General features: G+C 62.9%; 18 protein-coding genes. 4 read left to right on the forward strand and 14 right to left on the reverse strand.

Features of this window, described 5'->3' with window-relative positions; genetic code table 11:
* Positions 1 to 31: 31 nt before the first annotated feature.
* Entirely contained in the window at positions 32 to 652 is a 621-nt protein-coding gene (locus AC07Y9_RS14470; RefSeq protein WP_053259781.1) for a hypothetical protein, read from the forward strand.
* 68 nt (positions 653 to 720) lie between these two features.
* On the opposite strand, the gene AC07Y9_RS14475 is transcribed toward AC07Y9_RS14470, so the two are convergent.
* The 6 genes from AC07Y9_RS14475 to ppc all read right to left on the reverse strand — a co-directional run bounded on the left by AC07Y9_RS14475 (position 721) and on the right by ppc (position 7,270).
* Positions 721 to 1,548: an isocitrate lyase/PEP mutase family protein gene (locus tag AC07Y9_RS14475; RefSeq protein ID WP_102679271.1), complete on the reverse strand. Its 828-nt coding sequence runs from the start codon at positions 1,546 to 1,548 to the stop codon at positions 721 to 723.
* Between the two features lie 32 nt (positions 1,549 to 1,580).
* On the reverse strand, positions 1,581 to 2,441 hold the full coding sequence (locus AC07Y9_RS14480; RefSeq protein ID WP_102679272.1) for a DUF72 domain-containing protein: 861 nt from the start codon (positions 2,439 to 2,441) through the stop codon (positions 1,581 to 1,583).
* The gene (locus tag AC07Y9_RS14485; RefSeq protein ID WP_009047187.1) at positions 2,441 to 2,743 is read right to left on the reverse strand and encodes a hypothetical protein; all 303 of its coding nucleotides are present in this window, start codon (positions 2,741 to 2,743) and stop codon (positions 2,441 to 2,443) included. Before AC07Y9_RS14485 ends, AC07Y9_RS14480 begins: the two co-directional genes overlap by 1 nt.
* Positions 2,744 to 2,929: 186 nt before the next feature.
* Positions 2,930 to 3,604, reverse strand: coding sequence for a tRNA (adenosine(37)-N6)-threonylcarbamoyltransferase complex dimerization subunit type 1 TsaB (gene tsaB / locus AC07Y9_RS14490; protein ID WP_007927952.1), 675 nt, complete (start codon positions 3,602 to 3,604; stop codon positions 2,930 to 2,932).
* Positions 3,605 to 3,702: 98 nt separating this feature from the next.
* Entirely contained in the window at positions 3,703 to 4,350 is a 648-nt protein-coding gene (adk, locus tag AC07Y9_RS14495; RefSeq protein ID WP_007927955.1) for an adenylate kinase, read from the reverse strand.
* A gap of 289 nt (positions 4,351 to 4,639) precedes the next feature.
* Positions 4,640 to 7,270 carry a phosphoenolpyruvate carboxylase gene (gene ppc / locus AC07Y9_RS14500; RefSeq protein WP_102679273.1) on the reverse strand — a complete coding sequence of 877 codons (2,631 nt, stop codon included), beginning with the start codon at positions 7,268 to 7,270 and terminating at the stop codon, positions 4,640 to 4,642.
* Positions 7,271 to 7,510: 240 nt separating this feature from the next.
* Between ppc and AC07Y9_RS14505 the strand changes: the two genes are divergently transcribed.
* From AC07Y9_RS14505 to lptF, 3 genes are all read left to right on the forward strand, one after another.
* Positions 7,511 to 7,855, forward strand: coding sequence for a hypothetical protein (locus AC07Y9_RS14505; protein WP_007927959.1), 345 nt, complete (start codon positions 7,511 to 7,513; stop codon positions 7,853 to 7,855).
* A 285-nt stretch (positions 7,856 to 8,140) separates the two neighbouring features.
* A complete protein-coding gene (locus AC07Y9_RS14510) occupies positions 8,141 to 8,554 on the forward strand; it encodes a DUF4398 domain-containing protein (protein ID WP_007927961.1) in 414 nt (137 codons plus the stop codon).
* Between the two features lie 53 nt (positions 8,555 to 8,607).
* The gene (lptF, locus tag AC07Y9_RS14515; RefSeq protein WP_087091362.1) at positions 8,608 to 9,396 is read left to right on the forward strand and encodes a lipotoxin F family OmpA-related lipoprotein LptF; all 789 of its coding nucleotides are present in this window, start codon (positions 8,608 to 8,610) and stop codon (positions 9,394 to 9,396) included.
* Positions 9,397 to 9,504: 108 nt separating this feature from the next.
* Here lptF and AC07Y9_RS14520 read toward each other — a convergent pair whose 3' ends face one another.
* The 8 genes from AC07Y9_RS14520 to AC07Y9_RS14555 all read right to left on the reverse strand — a co-directional run bounded on the left by AC07Y9_RS14520 (position 9,505) and on the right by AC07Y9_RS14555 (position 17,417).
* Positions 9,505 to 9,831, reverse strand: a complete 327-nt coding sequence (locus tag AC07Y9_RS14520) for a PA3694 family proteiin (protein WP_009042358.1) — start codon at positions 9,829 to 9,831, stop codon at positions 9,505 to 9,507.
* Positions 9,828 to 10,745 (reverse strand): alpha/beta hydrolase, encoded by a 918-nt coding sequence (locus AC07Y9_RS14525; protein WP_102679274.1) that lies wholly within the window; start codon positions 10,743 to 10,745, stop codon positions 9,828 to 9,830. Before AC07Y9_RS14525 ends, AC07Y9_RS14520 begins: the two co-directional genes overlap by 4 nt.
* A gap of 118 nt (positions 10,746 to 10,863) precedes the next feature.
* A complete protein-coding gene (locus AC07Y9_RS14530) occupies positions 10,864 to 12,141 on the reverse strand; it encodes a flavohemoglobin expression-modulating QEGLA motif protein (RefSeq protein WP_087091361.1) in 1,278 nt (425 codons plus the stop codon).
* 33 nt (positions 12,142 to 12,174) lie between these two features.
* On the reverse strand, positions 12,175 to 12,720 hold the full coding sequence (locus AC07Y9_RS14535; protein ID WP_087091360.1) for a hypothetical protein: 546 nt from the start codon (positions 12,718 to 12,720) through the stop codon (positions 12,175 to 12,177).
* 63 nt (positions 12,721 to 12,783) lie between these two features.
* Positions 12,784 to 13,500, reverse strand: coding sequence for a TetR/AcrR family transcriptional regulator (locus AC07Y9_RS14540; protein WP_009042355.1), 717 nt, complete (start codon positions 13,498 to 13,500; stop codon positions 12,784 to 12,786).
* A 101-nt stretch (positions 13,501 to 13,601) separates the two neighbouring features.
* Positions 13,602 to 15,101 carry a lysine--tRNA ligase gene (gene lysS / locus AC07Y9_RS14545; RefSeq protein WP_007927975.1) on the reverse strand — a complete coding sequence of 500 codons (1,500 nt, stop codon included), beginning with the start codon at positions 15,099 to 15,101 and terminating at the stop codon, positions 13,602 to 13,604.
* A gap of 110 nt (positions 15,102 to 15,211) precedes the next feature.
* Positions 15,212 to 16,307 (reverse strand): peptide chain release factor 2 gene (gene prfB, locus AC07Y9_RS14550; RefSeq protein ID WP_097136878.1). Its coding sequence is split into 2 segments (ribosomal slippage): positions 15,212 to 16,234 and positions 16,236 to 16,307, totalling 1,095 coding nucleotides; the frame shifts between segments, so codons are not numbered across the junction.
* Between the two features lie 108 nt (positions 16,308 to 16,415).
* Positions 16,416 to 17,417 carry a response regulator gene (locus AC07Y9_RS14555; protein WP_007927977.1) on the reverse strand — a complete coding sequence of 334 codons (1,002 nt, stop codon included), beginning with the start codon at positions 17,415 to 17,417 and terminating at the stop codon, positions 16,416 to 16,418.
* Positions 17,418 to 17,442: the final 25 nt, after the last annotated feature.

Below are 17,442 nucleotides of genomic sequence, written 5' to 3' on the forward strand. Positions count from 1 at the left end.
TTTGCCAGAGCTGAGCGTCGACCCGAGAGAAATGTCAGACATTCGAAGCCTATCCATTGGCGTCATATCGCCCCACGGCGATTACGGCCTAAAAAATTCCCAGGCACTGAGCGGCGTCAGCCATCTGTGGCAGGATTTTTTTGCCCAGGCGCTGGCCGAGCAACGCGGCGATGGCACGAAGGTCACTGACGACAATTCTCCGGTGGCCGTGGACGGCCCGACCGAACCCCATGGCGGCAGCGACCTGCTGGCGCAAATCGTTACCCAGCGTCATTGCGACGTCCAGGACACCGAGATCCGCCCGCCGGAACCGTTGTTCCTACCGATCGCCGAGTTCGAAACCGAGCTGCTGGACAAACCGTTTCCGCCGTTCCCGCCGGAAGAAATCGCCGCCCAGCAACACCAGCAAGACTTCGAAAGCGGCTGGGTACGCCCCATTGTCCTCAATGCCGGCCAGCCCCTGCCCGAGCCGGGCCCGGCGCCGCAACCGCGGCCGTTGCACCTGCCGATCGCCGAATTCGAACTGGAGCTGCTGGACAAACCCTTCCCGCCCTTCCCGCCGCAAGAGCTCATCGAGCAGCAGAAACAGTTCGATTTCGATACCGGCTGGGCGCGTCCGCTGATCCTGCAGAACCTGCGGATCGCCGCCTGACCTTCAACCAGCCGCGTCAGACACTCATTAGCCTGAGCGCAGCCAGCAACGACGCTTTCCCGCCCCGCTCAGCCCTTGAACAACCGATTGATCTGCCCGAACGGCAAAGCCTGGTCGGCAAAGTCGAAGCTGCCGTGGTCGCGGATTTCCTGCGCCGCCTGATAGAAGGCGCCATAGGCGGCCCGCGCCAGGGCCGAACCGACGCTGATCCGCTTCACCCCCAGCTCGCTCAACTGCGCCAGGGTCAATTTCAGGCCGCCCGACATCAGCACGTTGACCGGTTTGGGCGCCACCGCGCGGACCACAGCGATGATTTCCTCGGCCGAGCGCAACCCAGGCGCATACAGCACATCGGCGCCGGCCTCGGCATAGGCTTGCAGGCGGCGAAGGGTGTCCGACAGGTCCTGCCGGCCATGCAGCAGGTTTTCCGCCCGTGCCGTGAGCACAAAGGGAAAAGGCAATTGCCGCCCTGCGGCGACCGACGCCTCGATACGCTCGACCGCCAGTTTGAAGTCATAGATCGGATCATCGGCCCGGCCCGTGGCGTCTTCGATGGAACCGCCCACCGCCCCGCAGGCGGCCGCTTGGCGCAGGGTCCGGGCACAGCCTTCGGGGCTGTCGGAAAAACCGTTCTCCAGGTCCACCGCCACCGGCAGGCTGCTGGCGCCGACTATGGCGCGAACGTTGCCCAGGGTGTCCTCCAGGGACAAGGCACCTTCGGCGTCGGGGCGCCCCAGGGAAAAAGCGAAACCGGCGCTGGTGGTCGCCAGGGCCTCGAAGCCGAGGCTGGCCAGCATCTTGGCGGAGCCCGCGTCCCAGGGGTTGGGAATCACGAAAGCCCGATCACGCTCATGCAGGGCCTTGAAGGTTTGGGCACGAAGGGTTTGCGCATCCATTGGCGGACTCCTGGGCAGGGAAATGATCCCGCTCAGAGCAAGCCGAGTTGCTCCGCGGCGGGCTCTCTGTATAGCTCAGGCAAGGCCGGCAATCCAGGCAGGCGCTCCATCAGGCGCGCATGGAAACGCCGCGCCAGCTCGGCGGCCAGGCGGTTATCGGCGGTGTGCAGGAAGATGTAGGGGGTTCGCCCTTCCTCGATCCAGCCGGCGACCTTGTCGATCCAGGGCACCAGGAACGGATCGTTGGCCTCAAGCTCCGAATGACCGATAAAGCGCACCTGGGGAAACTGGGTGAAGGCGGCCGGGCGCGGCGGTACCTTGGGTTTCTTCGATTGCGCATGGAGCACCGACGGCTCGCTGGAAGTGCAACTGAACAAGGCGCGCGGGTCGAGGCAGATGCGCTCCACGCCACGATCCAGCAGCAGGCGGTTGAGCATGCGCTCGGCATCGCCCTTGGCGAAGAAATCCCGATGCCGGACTTCCACCGCCAACGGCCGCTCCAGGCCGTCGATAAAGCCCGCCAGTTCCGCCAGGCGCTGCGGTGTGAAGCTCGCGGGCAGTTGCAGCCACAGCGGCGAAACACGTTCGCCCAGCGGGCTGAGCAACTGCAGGAAGCTCTCGGCCGCGCCCAATTGTTCGCGCAGGTCGCCGCCATGGCTGATGTCGCCGGGAAACTTGGCGGTGAAGCGGAAATGTTCGGGCATGGTCTGCGCCCAGCGCTGCACCGTGGCCTCGGCGGGGCGCGCATAGAAGGTGGTATTGCCTTCCACGGCATTGAAGACCTGGCAATACAGGCCGAGAAAATCCGTCGGCCGCGCGCTTTCCGGGTACAGGTACTCACGCCAGGCGTTTTCGCTCCAGGAAGGACAACCGAGGTAATAAGGCAGCAACATCAGATGTGCAGGTCGAGACCCACCACTTCCATATCCCAATCGACGAAACCGGCGGTGGTCAGGTAGCTGGCCAGAGCGTTGGCGACGCTTCTTTTCATGGCGCGCTGGAAGATCATGTCCTGTGGACGGGCGGGAAGATTGCTGGTGCGCCCGGCAGAAGCCTGGGAGCGCGCCTGGGCAGGAGTCTCGGGTTGGACTTCGACGGCATCTGCGTCCTCGAGGGAGTCGTCCAGCAGCACGCTGCCTTTGCGAGGCTTGCGCTTGATGGGGTAGGACTGAGAGGAAATGCCGTCTATGCGCATAATCACATGCTCGATATCGATGATGGCAATTTAGCGGCACCTAGCCGACTACGCAAATGCCCGAGTGATAACTAGAACACAGAAAATGCAAAAGGTTTAAAAGCCATCGAAAACTGGCACGAAAACCTGACGATTGACACGCTCGCCACGCGGGCTCGTGATGGCGAACAGCTCTGCAGCGGGCTGTCAGCGCGCTTTTGGCGTCGCCACCTTGTCCCGCAGGTACACCGGTTGCGCCTCGTCCGCCGGGATCGCCTCGCCGCGCTCCCAGGCAAAGCGCGCCAGGGTCAGCAAATCTTCGGCGTGGGGCAGCATGCCCGCGTCCTGGCCACTGAGATTGACCCCGATACGCTCGGCGTAGCCCCAGCCGGTGCCCGCGCCGAACCAGTCGCCGCTGGCGTCCGCCGGCAACGCAGCGGCTTCCGGCGGCAGCACCGCTTCGGCCCCTGCCAGGCGCATCTCGCCCGCCACTTCGCGGTAGCAGCCCCAGTAGACCTCATCCATTCGCGCATCGATGGCGGCGGCCACCTGGGTCGCGCCGTGTTCGCGCAATGCGCGCTGCGCCAGCACCGCCAGGTTCGACACCGGCAGCACCGGGCGCTCCAGGGCGAAGGCCAGGCCCTGGACCACGCCGATGGCGATCCGCACACCGGTAAAGGCCCCAGGCCCGCGACCGAAGGCAATGGCATCGACGGCCTGCAGGCTGGTGCCGGCATCGGCCAGCAGTTTCTGGATCATCGGCAGCAGCTTCTGTGCATGCAGGCGCGGGATCACCTCGTAGTGGCTCGTCACCTTGCCGTCGTGCAGCAAGGCAACCGAGCAGGCTTCAGTCGCGGTGTCCAGGGCCAGCAAGGTGCTCATCGATGTTTCCATAAGGCAGAGGGAGTTGAAAAAAGTGACGCATTATAAACAGCAACGGCCCGCAAGCGGGCCGTTGAAGATCAAGCCGGTACGACTGATCAGCTCAGCGCTTCGAGCACCTTGCCGGTGATCGACTCGACCGAACCGACGCCCGCGATGTGGCTGTACTTCGGCTTGCCCTGGCTGGCGGCCAGGCTCTGGTAGAACTCCACCAGCGGCTTGGTCTGGGAGTGGTAGACCGACAGGCGATGACGCACGGTTTCTTCGGTGTCGTCTTTACGCTGGACCAGGTCTTCACCGGTGATGTCGTCTTTACCGGCGATTTTCGGCGGATTGTAGACGGTGTGGTAAACGCGGCCCGAGGCTTCGTGCACACGGCGGCCAGCGATACGCTGGACGATCTCTTCGTCGTCGACGGCGATCTCGACCACGTTGTCCAGCTCGACGCCGGCTTTGACCAGCGCTTCGGCCTGAGGAATGGTGCGTGGGAAGCCGTCGAACAGGAAACCCTTGGCGCAATCGGCCTGGCTGATGCGTTCCTTGACCAGGTTGATGATCAGGTCATCGGAGACCAGACCACCGGCGTCCATCACGCTCTTGGCTTTCAGGCCCAGCTCGGTGCCGGCCTTGACCGCTGCGCGCAGCATGTCGCCGGTGGAGATTTGCGGAATGCCGAATTTTTCGGTGATGAACTTTGCCTGAGTACCTTTACCGGCCCCGGGAGCTCCCAGCAGAATTACGCGCATCGATGTGCTCCTCAATTTTTTATTTAGAAACGCTCGGATTCGCCTCGTGGGGCCAATCTCGGAAATGGGATAGTGGCCGCCCAAACGGCCAAAGGCTGATCAAGATACACAGCCGACACAGCGCACACAAGCAGCCGAAAGTCGGAGCAACCCGCCGCCTTTATGCCCTGGCGACAGAGTATTGCTGGTCGCAACCCCATAACAAAGTGTCGCCTGGCGACGGTCGCCAGCCCTCTCGGGCCAGCGCTCGAAGTACTGTGCCAAGCCACTGAAAACCCCGGCAATTACCTTAGCCGGTATTGCGCAAACCGGCGGCAATCCCCGCCACAGACACCAGCAGCGCCTGTTCCACCGGGCTGTCCTGGGCGCCGTCCTGGCGTCGCGAACGGGCCAGCAGTTCGGCCTGCAATAGATGCAGCGGGTCCAGGTAGGTATTGCGCAGGCGAATGAACTCCAGGGTGTCAGGGCTATGTGCCAGTAACTGCGACTGACCGGTCAACCCCAAGACCACCGAACACGCCTGCGACAATAAGTCGCGTAAATGGGCACCCAATGGCAGCAGCGCCGGTTCGACCAATCGCTCATCGTAGGAACGGGCGATATCCGCGTCGGCCTTGGCCAGCACCATCTCCAGCATGTCGATGCGCGTGCGGAAAAACGGCCACTGTTCGCGCATCTGCCCCAGCAACTCGCCCTCCCCGCGCTCCAGGGCCTTGCTCAAGGCGGTTTCCCAGCCCAGCCAGGCCGGCAGCATCAGGCGGGTCTGGGTCCAGCCGAAAATCCACGGGATGGCCCGCAGGCTTTCGATGCCGCCGGCGCGCCGCTTGGCCGGCCGGCTGCCCAGTGGCAGGCGCCCCAGTTCCTGCTCCGGCGTGGACTGGCGGAAATACTCGACGAACTGCGGGTTCTCCCGCACCACCGCGCGATAGGCCTTCACCCCATCGTCGGCCAGTTCGTCCATCAGGTCGCGCCATGCCGGCTGCGGCAGGGGCGGCGGCAGCAAGGTCGCTTCCAGCACCGCCGCCAGGTAGAGATTGAGGTTCTGCTCGGCGATGTCCGGCAGGCCAAATTTGAAACGAATCATTTCCCCTTGCTCGGTGGTACGGAAGCGCCCCGCCACCGACCCCGGCGGCTGCGACAGGATCGCCGCGTGGGCCGGGCCGCCGCCACGCCCCACGGTGCCACCGCGACCATGGAACAGCAGCAGCTCGACCTGCTGCTCGCGGCAGATATCCACCAGTTTCTCCTGGGCCCGGTACTGCGCCCAGGCGGCAGCAGTGGTGCCGGCATCCTTGGCCGAGTCGGAATAACCGATCATCACTTCCTGCGGGCCCTGCGGGCGCGAACGATAGCCTGGCAGAAGCAGCAACTGCTCGATCACCGGGCCGGCGTTGTCCAGGTCGGCCAGGGTTTCGAACAGCGGCACCACGCGCATCGGCCGCAGCACGCCCGCTTCCTTGAGCAGCAGTTGCACGGCAAGCACGTCGGAAGCCGCGCCGGCCATGGAGATGACATAGGAGCCCAGCGAAGCCGCCGGGGCCGCGGCGACTTCCCGGCAGGTCGCCAGCACTTCGGCGGTATCGGCCGATGGCTTGAAGTAACCGGGCAGCAGCGGACGGCGACTGCCCAGTTCGCGCATCAGGAAATCGATGCGCTCTTGCTCGCTCCAGTCGCCGTAGCGGCCCAAGCCCAGGTAGTCGGTGATTTCGGTCATGGCCGCGGTGTGCCGCGAGGAGTCCTGACGCACGTCCAGGCGCACCAGGAACAGGCCGAAGGTCACCGCGCGGCGCAGGCAGTCGAGCAACGGACCGTCGGCGATCACGCCCATGCCGCATTCGTGCAGTGACTCGTAGCAGAGTTCCAGCGGGTCCAGCAGCTCGCGGTTGTTCTGCAGCACCTGGGCAGTCGCCGGCACGCTACCGCTCAACGAGGCCTGGGCCCAGTTGCGGGTGGCCCGCAGGCGCTCGCGCAATTGTTTGAGCACCGCGCGATACGGCTCGGCGCTGTCGCCGGCCAGTGCCCGCAATGTCGCGTTGGCTTGCTGCATGGACAGGTCGGCCGCCAGTTGATCGACATCGCGCAGGTACAGGTCGGCGGCCATCCAGCGCGCCAGCAACAGCACCTCGCGGGTCACCGCCGCGGTGACATTGGGGTTGCCGTCACGGTCGCCGCCCATCCACGAAGCAAAGCGAATCGGCGCCGCCTCCAGCGGCAAATGCATGCCGGTGGCCGCGTGCAAAGCCTGGTCGGCCTTGCGCAAATAGTTGGGGATGGCCTGCCACAGCGAATGCTCGATCACCGCGAAGCCCCACTTGGCTTCGTCCACCGGGGTCGGCCGGGTACGGCGGATTTCTTCGGTGTGCCAGGCCTCGGCGATCAGCCGCTGCAAGCGTGTCTGGATCTGCGCGCGCTCGGCCGAGGTCAGGTCGCGATGGTCCTGGGCAGCCAACTGCGCGGCGATGGCATCGTATTTCTGGATCAGCGTGCGGCGGGCGACTTCGGTGGGGTGGGCGGTCAGCACCAGCTCGATCTCCAGCCGTCCCAACTGCCGGGCCAGCGCCTCGGCACCATGGCCTTCGGCCCGCAGGCGCGCCAGCAGTTCCGGCAGCACCCGCGACTCGAACGGTGCCGGCTGCGTCTCCTCGCGACGGTGAATCAACTGGTACTGCTCGGCGATGTTGGCCAGGTTGAGGAACTGGTTGAACGCCCGCGCCACCGGCAGCAGCTCTTCCTCGCTGAGCTGGTTGAGGCTAGCGCTGAGTTCGGCATCCAGCGAACCGCGTCGGTCGGCCTTGGCACCCTTGCGAATCTGTTCGATCTTGTCGAGGAAACCCTCGCCATACTGTTCACGAATGGTGTTGCCCAACAGCTCACCCAGCAGGTGAACATCTTCGCGCAAGCGCGCATCAATATCGGTCATCTACCTGTTCTCCAGCGGACTCGGGGCTCCTGGTAAGCCCCAAGAGTGCCGCCAGCACATGGCTATTAGCAAGGGCGGTCTTGACGCGAACGGCTGCGGGCAACGCCGGAGCACGACGAAGCGCCTTTAAACCTTGCACGATGGAGCTAGTCTCAAGAGTAAGCCGCACAACGGCTTAGCGCCGGCACAGGCCGGTCACTCACCAAGCCCTGCCACAAGCAGGTGTTCATTGAGGTTGCCATGAAAATCCGTGAGCTCGCGCAACACTGGGAAGAAAACGCCAAGGGTCGCCTGACCCAGACCGGCTACACGATCTATCTGGATGTCGAAGCCGCCGCACGCCTGGCGGCGATTTCCGAGATGTACCCCAAACGCCGGACCGAGGAACTGCTCGGCGAACTGATCGGGGCCGCCCTGGAGGAACTCGAGACCAGCTTCCCTTATGTCCAGGGCCAGCATGTGGTCGCCACCGACGAAGAAGGCGATCCACTCTACGAAGACATCGGCCCTACCCCGCGTTTTCTCGCCCTGTCGCGGCGTTATCTGCACGATCTGTCGGCTCAGGCAGACGAGCAGAAACACTGATCCACGCCTGCATTTCTCACCGATAAGAGCGTTATTCCTGACCCCGGATCGGGTCAGGAGTACCCCTGCGCACGGCAAAAGTTCCTTATTTAGAGCCTTGTCCACACAGTCAGGAAATTTCCGGGCAATAAGCCATCTTCTCTGAACTATTCAAAAAAGCCTCGGGTCACAGCCAATAACCATCCCTGGAACGGCCGTTTCATTTTCAATGCCCCAGCCTTGTCGTCACTCAGCGTTACGGCGTCGGAACCGGGATGGATTTTGATGTTTTTCAGGAGTTATCCAATGGAGTTGAAGACCATGAAGATCAGCACTGCCAAATCCTCGTCAACCTCTCTGCGCGGGCTGAAACTGGCCGCGCTGGCTCTCGGTAGCAGCCTGGTCCTGGCCGGTTGCGCCGGTAATCCGCCAAGCGAGCAATACGCGGTGACGCAATCTGCGGTCAACAGCGCAGTCAGCGCAGGCGGTACCGAATTTGCCGCGGTGGAAATGAAATCGGCTCAGGACAAGCTCAAGCAAGCCGAGCTCGCCATGCACGACAAGAACTACGACGAAGCCCGGCGTCTGGCCGAGCAGGCCGAATGGGACGCCCGCGTCGCCGAGCGCAAGGCTCAGGCAGCCAAGGCCGAACAGGCATTGAAGGACTCTCAGAAAGGCGTTCAGGAACTACGTCAGGAAGGCATGCGCAGCGTGCAATGAGCCGCAGGCGCCGATTCCCACGTATTCGCAATCGATAAAAGGACGAAACCATTATGCGTAAACAACTGATGATCCCTGCCCTGTTGGCCCTGAGCGTAGCGCTGGCGGCATGCTCCACCCCGCCTAACGCCAACCTGGAAAACGCCCGGACCAACTACTCCGCCCTGCAGGCCAACCCGCAGGCCACCAAGGTGGCGGCCCTGGAGACCAAGGACGCCAGCGAATGGCTGGACAAGGCCGACAAGGCCTACCTGAACAAGGAGGACGAAAAGAAGGTCGACCAACTGGCCTACCTGACCAACCAGCGGATTGAAGTGGCCAAGCAGACCATCGCCCTGCGCACCGCGGAAACCCAGCTCAAGGACGCCGGCGACCAGCGCGCCAAGGCGCTTCTGGATGCCCGTGACGCACAGATCAAGCAACTGCAATCGAGCCTCAACGCCAAGCAGACCGACCGCGGTACGCTGGTGACCTTCGGTGACGTACTGTTCGCCACCAACAAGGCCGACCTGAAATCCAGCGGCCTGGTCAACATCAACAAGCTGGCGCAGTTCCTGCGCGACAACCCTGACCGCAAAGTGATAGTCGAAGGCTACACCGACAGCACCGGCAGCGCGGCCTACAACCAGTCGCTGTCCGAGCGTCGCGCCACTTCGGTACAGGTCGCCCTGATCAAGATGGGTGTCGATCCGGCACGCATCGTCGCCCAGGGTTATGGCAAGGAATATCCGGTTGCCGACAACGGCAGCGTTTCCGGACGCGCCATGAACCGTCGTGTGGAAGTGACCATTTCCAACGACAACCAGCCGGTCGCGCCACGTTCGGCCATCAGCGCCAACTAAGCCCGGCCCCGCGCGATAAACCGCGCAGCCAATAAAAAGCCCCGCCTTGATCGGCGGGGCTTTTTTATCCGGCAACCGGATCGCGGCTCGCGCTGGTATGCCGACCGGTCACTGCTCCAGCTTCGGGGTTTCCTGGCCCATGCAGCGCACGGCGCGCTTCTTGTTGTTGATCAGCACGCCCGTCAGCCCCTTCTGCTCGGTGTCAAACAGCACCAGCACGCCATCGATGCATTGCGCCACCTCGGCCGCCGGCTCCAGGGACACCTTGTAGTCTTCGCCGGGCACGGTCTTGAGCATGGTGAAATCGTTGAGCAGCAACGCATCCTCCGGCTTGGCGAAATGCAGGTAGCCGTAGTACCACAGGCACGCCACGGTGCCGAGGATGCTGCAGATACCGGTGATGATCAGGGGGATGGCGTTACGTTCTTCGCTCATTGCGGACTCTCTGGAGGTTCTACGACTGGATTCAAAGGTGTGGGGTAATTGGGGATTTCGCCCAGGCGGCGCAGGCCGTTGAAATGCTGCGGGTCCTCAAGGTAACGCAACATCACCTGGCGCCAGACCGGGTCGGCGAAGGTCTGCACATGACCGCCTCGGGTCAGTTGCAGCACCCTGGGCGGGGGCGCAGCTTGATACAGACGGATGCCGTTGGAAAGCGGTACGAGGGAATCGTCGATACTGTGGTAGATCAGCTTGGGCACGCTATCCAGGCGCGCCATGGCCTTGATCGCACTGTCGCCATCGGGCACCAGCCACGACAGCGGCACCTGGAACGGCCAGGTCATCCAGGACGTACTGAGGGCAAAACGGCCCACCTCGCGGTAGCTGGCCGGTACCCCGTCGAAGACAATGGCCTTGAGCTGGCGCTGGCGTTCCGGATGCTGCTCCACCAGATAGTGGATGGCCAGGGCGCCGCCCAGGCTCTGGCCCAGGACGATCAGCGGCTTGCCCTGGACCTCGGGCGCCCGGTCCAGCCACTGGAAGGCCGCGTCGACGTCCTGGTAGATCGCCGGCAGGCTCGGTTTGCCTTGCGACACCCCGTAGCCACGGTAGTCCACCAGCAGCACCTGGTAGCCCTGCTCCGGCAACCACCAGCTGCCGCCGAGGTGCCCGGACAGGTTGCCGCCATTGCCGTGCAGGTGCAGCACCGTGCCCTTGACCGGCACCCCGGCCTTGGCCGGCAGCCACCAGCCGTGCAAGCGCGTACCGTCGGCGGCGGTCAGGGTGACGTCGCGGTAGTCGAGCCGGGCCTTGTCCGGGGTGAACGGCAGGCCCCGCTCGGGATAGAACAGCAGCGAGCTGCAACCGCTCAGGGTCAGCAGCAGGCAGACAATGCTGAGGACTCGCATCCGTTTGAAGCCTTATGCCGAGGGTGAAAAACGCCCCCTGTAGGAGCGAGCTTGCTCGCGATACGTGGTGTCAGGCACACCGCCATCGCGAGCAAGCTCGCTCCTACACAGGGGGTGGTTACAGGATGTTCGAGTAATCCGCCTCGATCCGGTCCAGGCTCAGGTGATTGAGGAAGTTGGAGAAGCACATCCAGGCCGACAGCGCGTTCATGTCGCGGAACTGGTCCGGCAGGTACTTGGGCGGCACCACCAGGCCTTCGTCGACCAACTGGCGCAGGGTCCGCATGTCCTCCAGGGTGGTCTTGCCGCAGAACAGCAAAGGTATCTGCTCGAGCTTGCCCTTGCGCACGGCCAACTGAATGTAGTTGTAAACCATGATGAAGCCCTTGAGATAGGACAAGTCTTTGGTGAATGGCAGGCCCGTCGGCACCGAACCGCGGAACACCCGGCTGGCATTGCCATAACTTTCGGCCATTTCGAAACCCTGCTCGCGGAAGAACTCGAACACCTGCATGAAGTCCGCGCCCTCCTCCACCATGTGAATGGCGCGAGTGCGGTTGGTCAGCTTGCGCAGACGGCTCGGGTAGGAGGCGAAGGTAATGATCTCCATCAGGATCGCCAGGCCTTCCTGGGTCACGGTCGACGAGGGCGGCCCCTTGGACAGGAAGGTGCAGATCGGCTGGTTCAGGCCGTTGAGGGTAGTGCCCACGTGGACCAGGCCTTCGTGGACTTCCAGGGCGCGCACATCGCGATCGTTGAACAGCGCGTCGGCGCGGATCTTGATGTAGTCGGCGCCGGCCGCCGCGTCCGCGACTATGCCATCGGACTCGAAGACCCGGATGGTTTCCTCGGCCTCGCCGAACACCTTGTTCAGCCGGCTTTGCAGCAGGTTCACCGCTTCCTTGGCGCTCAGGGTCTTGGGTTCGTCCTTGAGATCGCCACGGCCGTCGATATTGTTCAGGTAATCCGAGAGCATCAGGCCCAGGTCGGCCAGGGTCGGGTCGCCGGCATGAAAGGCGTCGGAGGCCGCGCCGTAGAGTTCCTGGGAAATCAGCCCGAAGTCCTCGGTGCCACGGGCCTCGAGCATCCGCACCACCATGCGGTACTCCTTGCACATGCGCCGCATGATCTGCCCCACCGGGTTGAACTGGCCCAACTGGCGGGTGATGTCACGTTCGATGTTCTGGAACTCCAGTTTCACCGCGCTGGAGTCGAAAGACAGCGGCCGGCCTTCGTAATAGGCGCGGTCCACCGCCGGCATTTCCTTGCCATTGGCCTTGAGGAAACCTTTGCGGATGTTGTCATCCCACTTCACCGCATCCAGTACGCGGATCGGCGTCTGTGCCAGCACAATGCGATCGGACAAGGTGCGTATCGTCTGCTGGTAATCGTCCACCCCAAAACTCCCGTTAAAACGTCTGTACTGCGTTTACTTGCCTGCCCGCTGGAAGCGCGCCGCCTCGACGAACACGTCGGAGTTGGCGGGATCGTCCAGATAGGCGAAAACCTGTGGCAGCGCGCTGTCGATCAGCACGCCCTCGCCGTCCTTGGTGTCGAACGGTTCGCCCCGCAGGGCGTTCTGCCCGCGGGCCTGATTGATCTGCTCGAGATCGAGCTGGTAGAGCACCAGCTCGTGTTCGTCGGTCAACTCGAAACCGGCGATGGTGAAGTGCCCACCGAGCGCCTGGGGCACCGCCGCCGAGAGATACCAGCGGCTGCCGTGGCGGGAAACGGTGAACTCGTAAGTATCGTGCTGCTGCGGCTTGGCCTTGACGGAAGTGACGGCCTTGTAGCGGTTATTGCCGATGCGGCTCAGTTGCAGGGTGAGCGGTTCGCCCCAGGCATTCTTGCTGGTCCATTTGCCGAGCAGCGCCGCGGGCGCCGCCTGATCGGCCGGCAAGGGTTCCTTGAAGGACACCAGGCAGCCACTGAGCAGCAGGAACGACAAGGCGATCACAACGCGCCAGGCTTTCATTCAACACTCCCTATCAGCAGTCGACCCGTAGCCGCTAGCGCAGCCTGCATTCGGGCGGGCGGATCACACCGAGGCCAATACCAGGTGCATGTACCGGGTCAGAATGCCCAGCATGTCTTCGTCGGCCAGAGGCTCTGCCCCGTTGAGCAGGCCCTGATATTCCATCCGTCCGATTATAGACGTCAACACTTTGGCATCCTGTTGCGGCTCGCGGGAACCCAATACCTGGAAAAACTGGCAGGTGCCCTGCAGCAGGATCTGCTGGTGGGAACGTACCAGCAGCGCCAGGCGCGGGTTAAGCAGCGCTTCCTGGCGAAACGCCTGCTCGGCCATCAGATGCTCGCGGCGGTTGTGCAGTTGGCGCTGCACGTAATCGGCGGTCAGGCGGGCAATGTCATCGGCCAGTTGCGCGCGGGACTCCGGGCTGCCGTCGCCATAGGCGACCATCTCCCGCAGCAAGCCCTCGTTGTTGGCCCACAGCTTGGCCATGAAGGCGGCGCTGCGCTCGACGTATTGGGCAAAGGTATCGGTGAGCAGGTCATCGATATCCTTGAAGTAGTAGGTAGTGGCCGACAGCGGCACACCGGCTTCGGCGGCGACCGCGCGATGACGCACGGCGCGCACGCCATCGCGCACGACGATGCGCATGGCCGCGTCGAGAATATCCTGGCGACGTTGCTCACTGCCCTGTCGGCTGGCCTTGCGACCCTGGTACTGAACACTTTCAGCGACCGCAGTGGCGATGCCAGCTGCACCTTCTTGAGCAATTGCACGGTTCACGACAGGTATTCCTCTCACATAAAAAATGAAAAAAGCAGTACGTCAGTGCCACACAGACAATAAAAAGCCGCCTGTTAGCGGCGGCTTTTTATTCAACATATTTACGCTTGCGGCCGCATGTGCGGGAACAGGATCACGTCGCGGATCGACGGGGAGTTGGTCAGCAGCATCACCAGGCGGTCGATGCCGATACCTTCACCGGCGGTCGGCGGCATGCCGTACTCCAGGGCGCGAACGAAGTCGGCATCGTAGTGCATGGCTTCGTCGTCCCCGGCGTCCTTGTCGGCCACCTGGGCCATGAAACGCTCGGCCTGGTCTTCCGCGTCGTTCAACTCGGAGTAGGCGTTGGCGATTTCGCGGCCACCGATGAACAGCTCGAAACGATCGGTCACGTTCGGGTTCTCGTCGTTGCGACGGGCCAGCGGCGAGACTTCGAACGGGTACTGGGTGATGAAGTGCGGCTGCTCCAGCTTGTGCTCGACCAGTTCTTCGAAAATCATCACCTGCAGCTTGCCCAGGCCTTCGAAGCCGAGCACCTTGGCACCGGCCTTCTTGGCGATGGCGCGAGCCTTGTCGATGTCGTTCAGGTCCTCAAAGGTCAGCTCGGGGTTGTACTTGAGGATCGAGTCGAACACCGACAGGCGGGCGAACGGCTCGCCGAAGTGGAACACCTTGTCGCCGTACGGCACGTCGGTGCTGCCCAGGACCAGCTGCGCCAGTTCGCGGAACAGTTCTTCGGTCAGGTCCATGTTGTCTTCGTAGTCGGCGTAGGCCTGGTAGAACTCCAACATGGTGAATTCAGGGTTGTGCCGGGTCGAAACGCCTTCGTTACGGAAGTTGCGGTTGATCTCGAACACTTTCTCGAAGCCACCGACCACCAGGCGCTTGAGGTACAGCTCCGGCGCGATACGCAGGAACATTTCCATGTCCAGGGCGTTGTGGTGGGTCTCGAACGGCTTGGCCGCCGCACCGCCGGGAATGGTCTGCAGCATCGGCGTTTCCACTTCCAGGAAATCACGCTTCATCAGGAAGCTGCGGATATGGGCGATGACTTGCGAACGCACGCGGAAGGTTTCGCGTACGTCTTCGTTGACGATCAGGTCGACGTAGCGCTGGCGATAGCGCTGCTCGGTGTCGGTCAGGCCGTGGTGCTTGTCCGGCAGCGGACGCAGCGACTTGGTCAGCAGGCGAACCTGGGTCATCTCGACGTACAGGTCGCCCTTGCCGGAACGAGCCAGGGTGCCTTCGGCGGCGATGATGTCGCCCAGGTCCCAGGTCTTGACCGCGTCCAGGGTTTCTTCCGGCAGGGTCTTGCGGTTGACGTAGACCTGGATCCGCCCGGTCATGTCCTGGATCACCATGAACGAGCCACGGTTGAGCATGATGCGACCGGCAACCTTGACCGGGATTGCAGCCTCGGCCAGCTCTTCCTTGGTCTTGTCCGCGTATTGCTTCTGCAGGTCGTTGCAGTAGTTGTCGCGGCGGAAGTCGTTCGGGAAGGCATTGCCCTTGGCGCGCTCGGCAGCAAGCTTTTCCTTGCGCAGGGCGATCAGGGTGTTTTCTTCCTGTTGCAGGGCCTGGTCGAGTTGTAGGTCGCTCATGTCTTTAAATTTTCCATCACAGGTACGTTGCCCCTTGCCTGTGGCAAGGGATCGCGGGCCAGCCTCGCTCCTACAGAAGCGCGCCGTGCCCGCGGCATGGGTGTCGCGGCTTACAGCCCCGATTTCAGGCTGGCCACCAGGTATTCGTCGATGTCGCCGTCGAGCACCTTGTCGCAGTCACTGCGTTCGATGTTGGTACGCAGATCCTTGATCCGCGAGGCATCGAGCACGTAGGAGCGGATCTGGTGACCCCAGCCGATGTCGGACTTGGTGTCTTCCAGCGCCTGGGAAGCGGCGTTGCGCTTCTGCATTTCCTGCTCGTACAACTTGGCCCGCAGCATCTTCATGGCGGTGTCCTTGTTGGCGTGCTGGGAACGTTCGTTCTGGCAGCTGACCACGGTGTTGGTCGGTACGTGGGTGATACGCACGGCCGAGTCGGTGGTGTTTACGTGCTGGCCACCGGCACCTGAGGAACGGTAGGTGTCGATGCGCAGGTCCGCCGGGTTGATCTCGATTTCCACCTTGTCGTCGATCTCGGGCGAGACGAATACGGCCGAGAACGAGGTGTGGCGGCGAGCGCCGGAGTCGAACGGGCTCTTGCGTACCAGGCGGTGCACGCCGATCTCGGTGCGCAGCCAGCCAAAGGCGTACTCGCCCTTGATGTGCACGGTGGCGCCCTTGATCCCGGCGACTTCGCCTTCGGACAGTTCCATGATGGTGGCGTCGAAGCCACGCTTGGAGGCCCAGCGCAGGTACATGCGCAGCAGGATGTTGGCCCAGTCCTGGGCTTCGGTGCCGCCGGAGCCGGCCTGGATGTCCAGGTAGGCGTTGTTCATGTCCATTTCGCCGCTGAACATGCGACGGAATTCCAGCTTGGCCAGGGCCTCGTCGAGACGGGTCAGTTCGGCGACCACATCGCCTACCGCGCCTTCGTCGTTCTCTTCGACGGCCATCTCCAGCAGATCGCGGCAATCGGCCAGGCCACCGGACAACTCGTCCAGGGTCTCGACGATCTGTGCCAGCGCGGAGCGCTCGCGGCCCAGTTCCTGGGCGTATTCAGGCTTGTTCCAGACGTTCGGATCTTCAAGCTCGCGGTTGACCTCGGTCAGACGCTCATGCTTTTGATCGTAGTCAAAGATACCCCCGAATAGTTTCGGAGCGCTCGGACAGGTCCTTGATAGTGTTAAGGATCGGGTTGATTTCCATGGCAGGCAGCACTCGTTGGCGAACTTTTGAAAGCCGGCGAGTATAACGTAATCAAGCTGGTGCGGCAGCCCGCCTGGCGGCTTTAGGCCCCCGCGGTGGCGGTTTTTTTCACTCGATCCCCACCTGATTGCGACCATTGTGCTTGGCCAGATACAGGCCTTTGTCGGCGGCCGAGATCAATTGCCGGCAACTGGTGCTCGGCTGCGGCGTCATGGTGGACAGACCGATGCTGATGGTCAGGCTCGCCCCTTCGGTCGGCGCGATATGCGGAATCTTCAGCGCGGCCACGGTTTGGCGCAGTTTCTCGGCCACCAGCCGCGCCCCGCCGGGAGAGGTGTTCGGCAGCACCAGGGCAAACTCCTCCCCGCCATAACGCGCCGGCAGATCCGACGGTCGGCTGCTGGCTTCGCGGATCGCCGTTGCCACCTTGCGCAGGGCTTCATCGCCTTCCAGATGACCGAAGTTGTCGTTGTAGGACTTGAAATAATCGACATCAATCATCAGCAGCGACAACTGAGTCTGGTCGCGCATCGCCCGGCGCCATTCCAGCTCCAGGTACTCGTCGAAATGCCGGCGGTTGGACAGGCCGGTCAGGCCATCGGAGTTCATCAGGCGCTGCAGCACCAGGTTGGTATCGAGCAGTTGCTGCTGGCTGACCCGCAGCGCGCGATAGGCCGCATCGCGCTGCAACAGGGTCATGTAGGAACGCGAGTGGTAACGGATGCGCGCCACCAGTTCGATATTGTCCGGCAGCTTGACCAGGTAATCGTTGGCCCCGGCGGCGAAGGCCGCACTCTTGATCAGCGGGTCTTCCTTGGTCGAAAGCACGATGATCGGAATGTTCTGGGTCGCCGGGTGGTTGCGGTACTCGCGCACCAGCGTCAGCCCGTCCAGGCCCGGCATCACCAGGTCCTGCAGGATCACCGTCGGCTTGATGCGGATCGCCTGGGCAATGGCCTGGTGCGGGTCGGCACAAAAGTGGAAGTCGATGTTTTCTTCATTCGCCAACCCACGCCGCACAGCCTCACCGATCATTGCCTGGTCGTCGACCAGCAGCACCATCGCAGCATTTTCATCGGTTTTAAAATCGTCGAGCTGTAAATCATTCATGGGTTGTCACCTGAGTTGCTACCTG

The organism is Pseudomonas sp. GW456-L12, assembly GCF_059424045.1.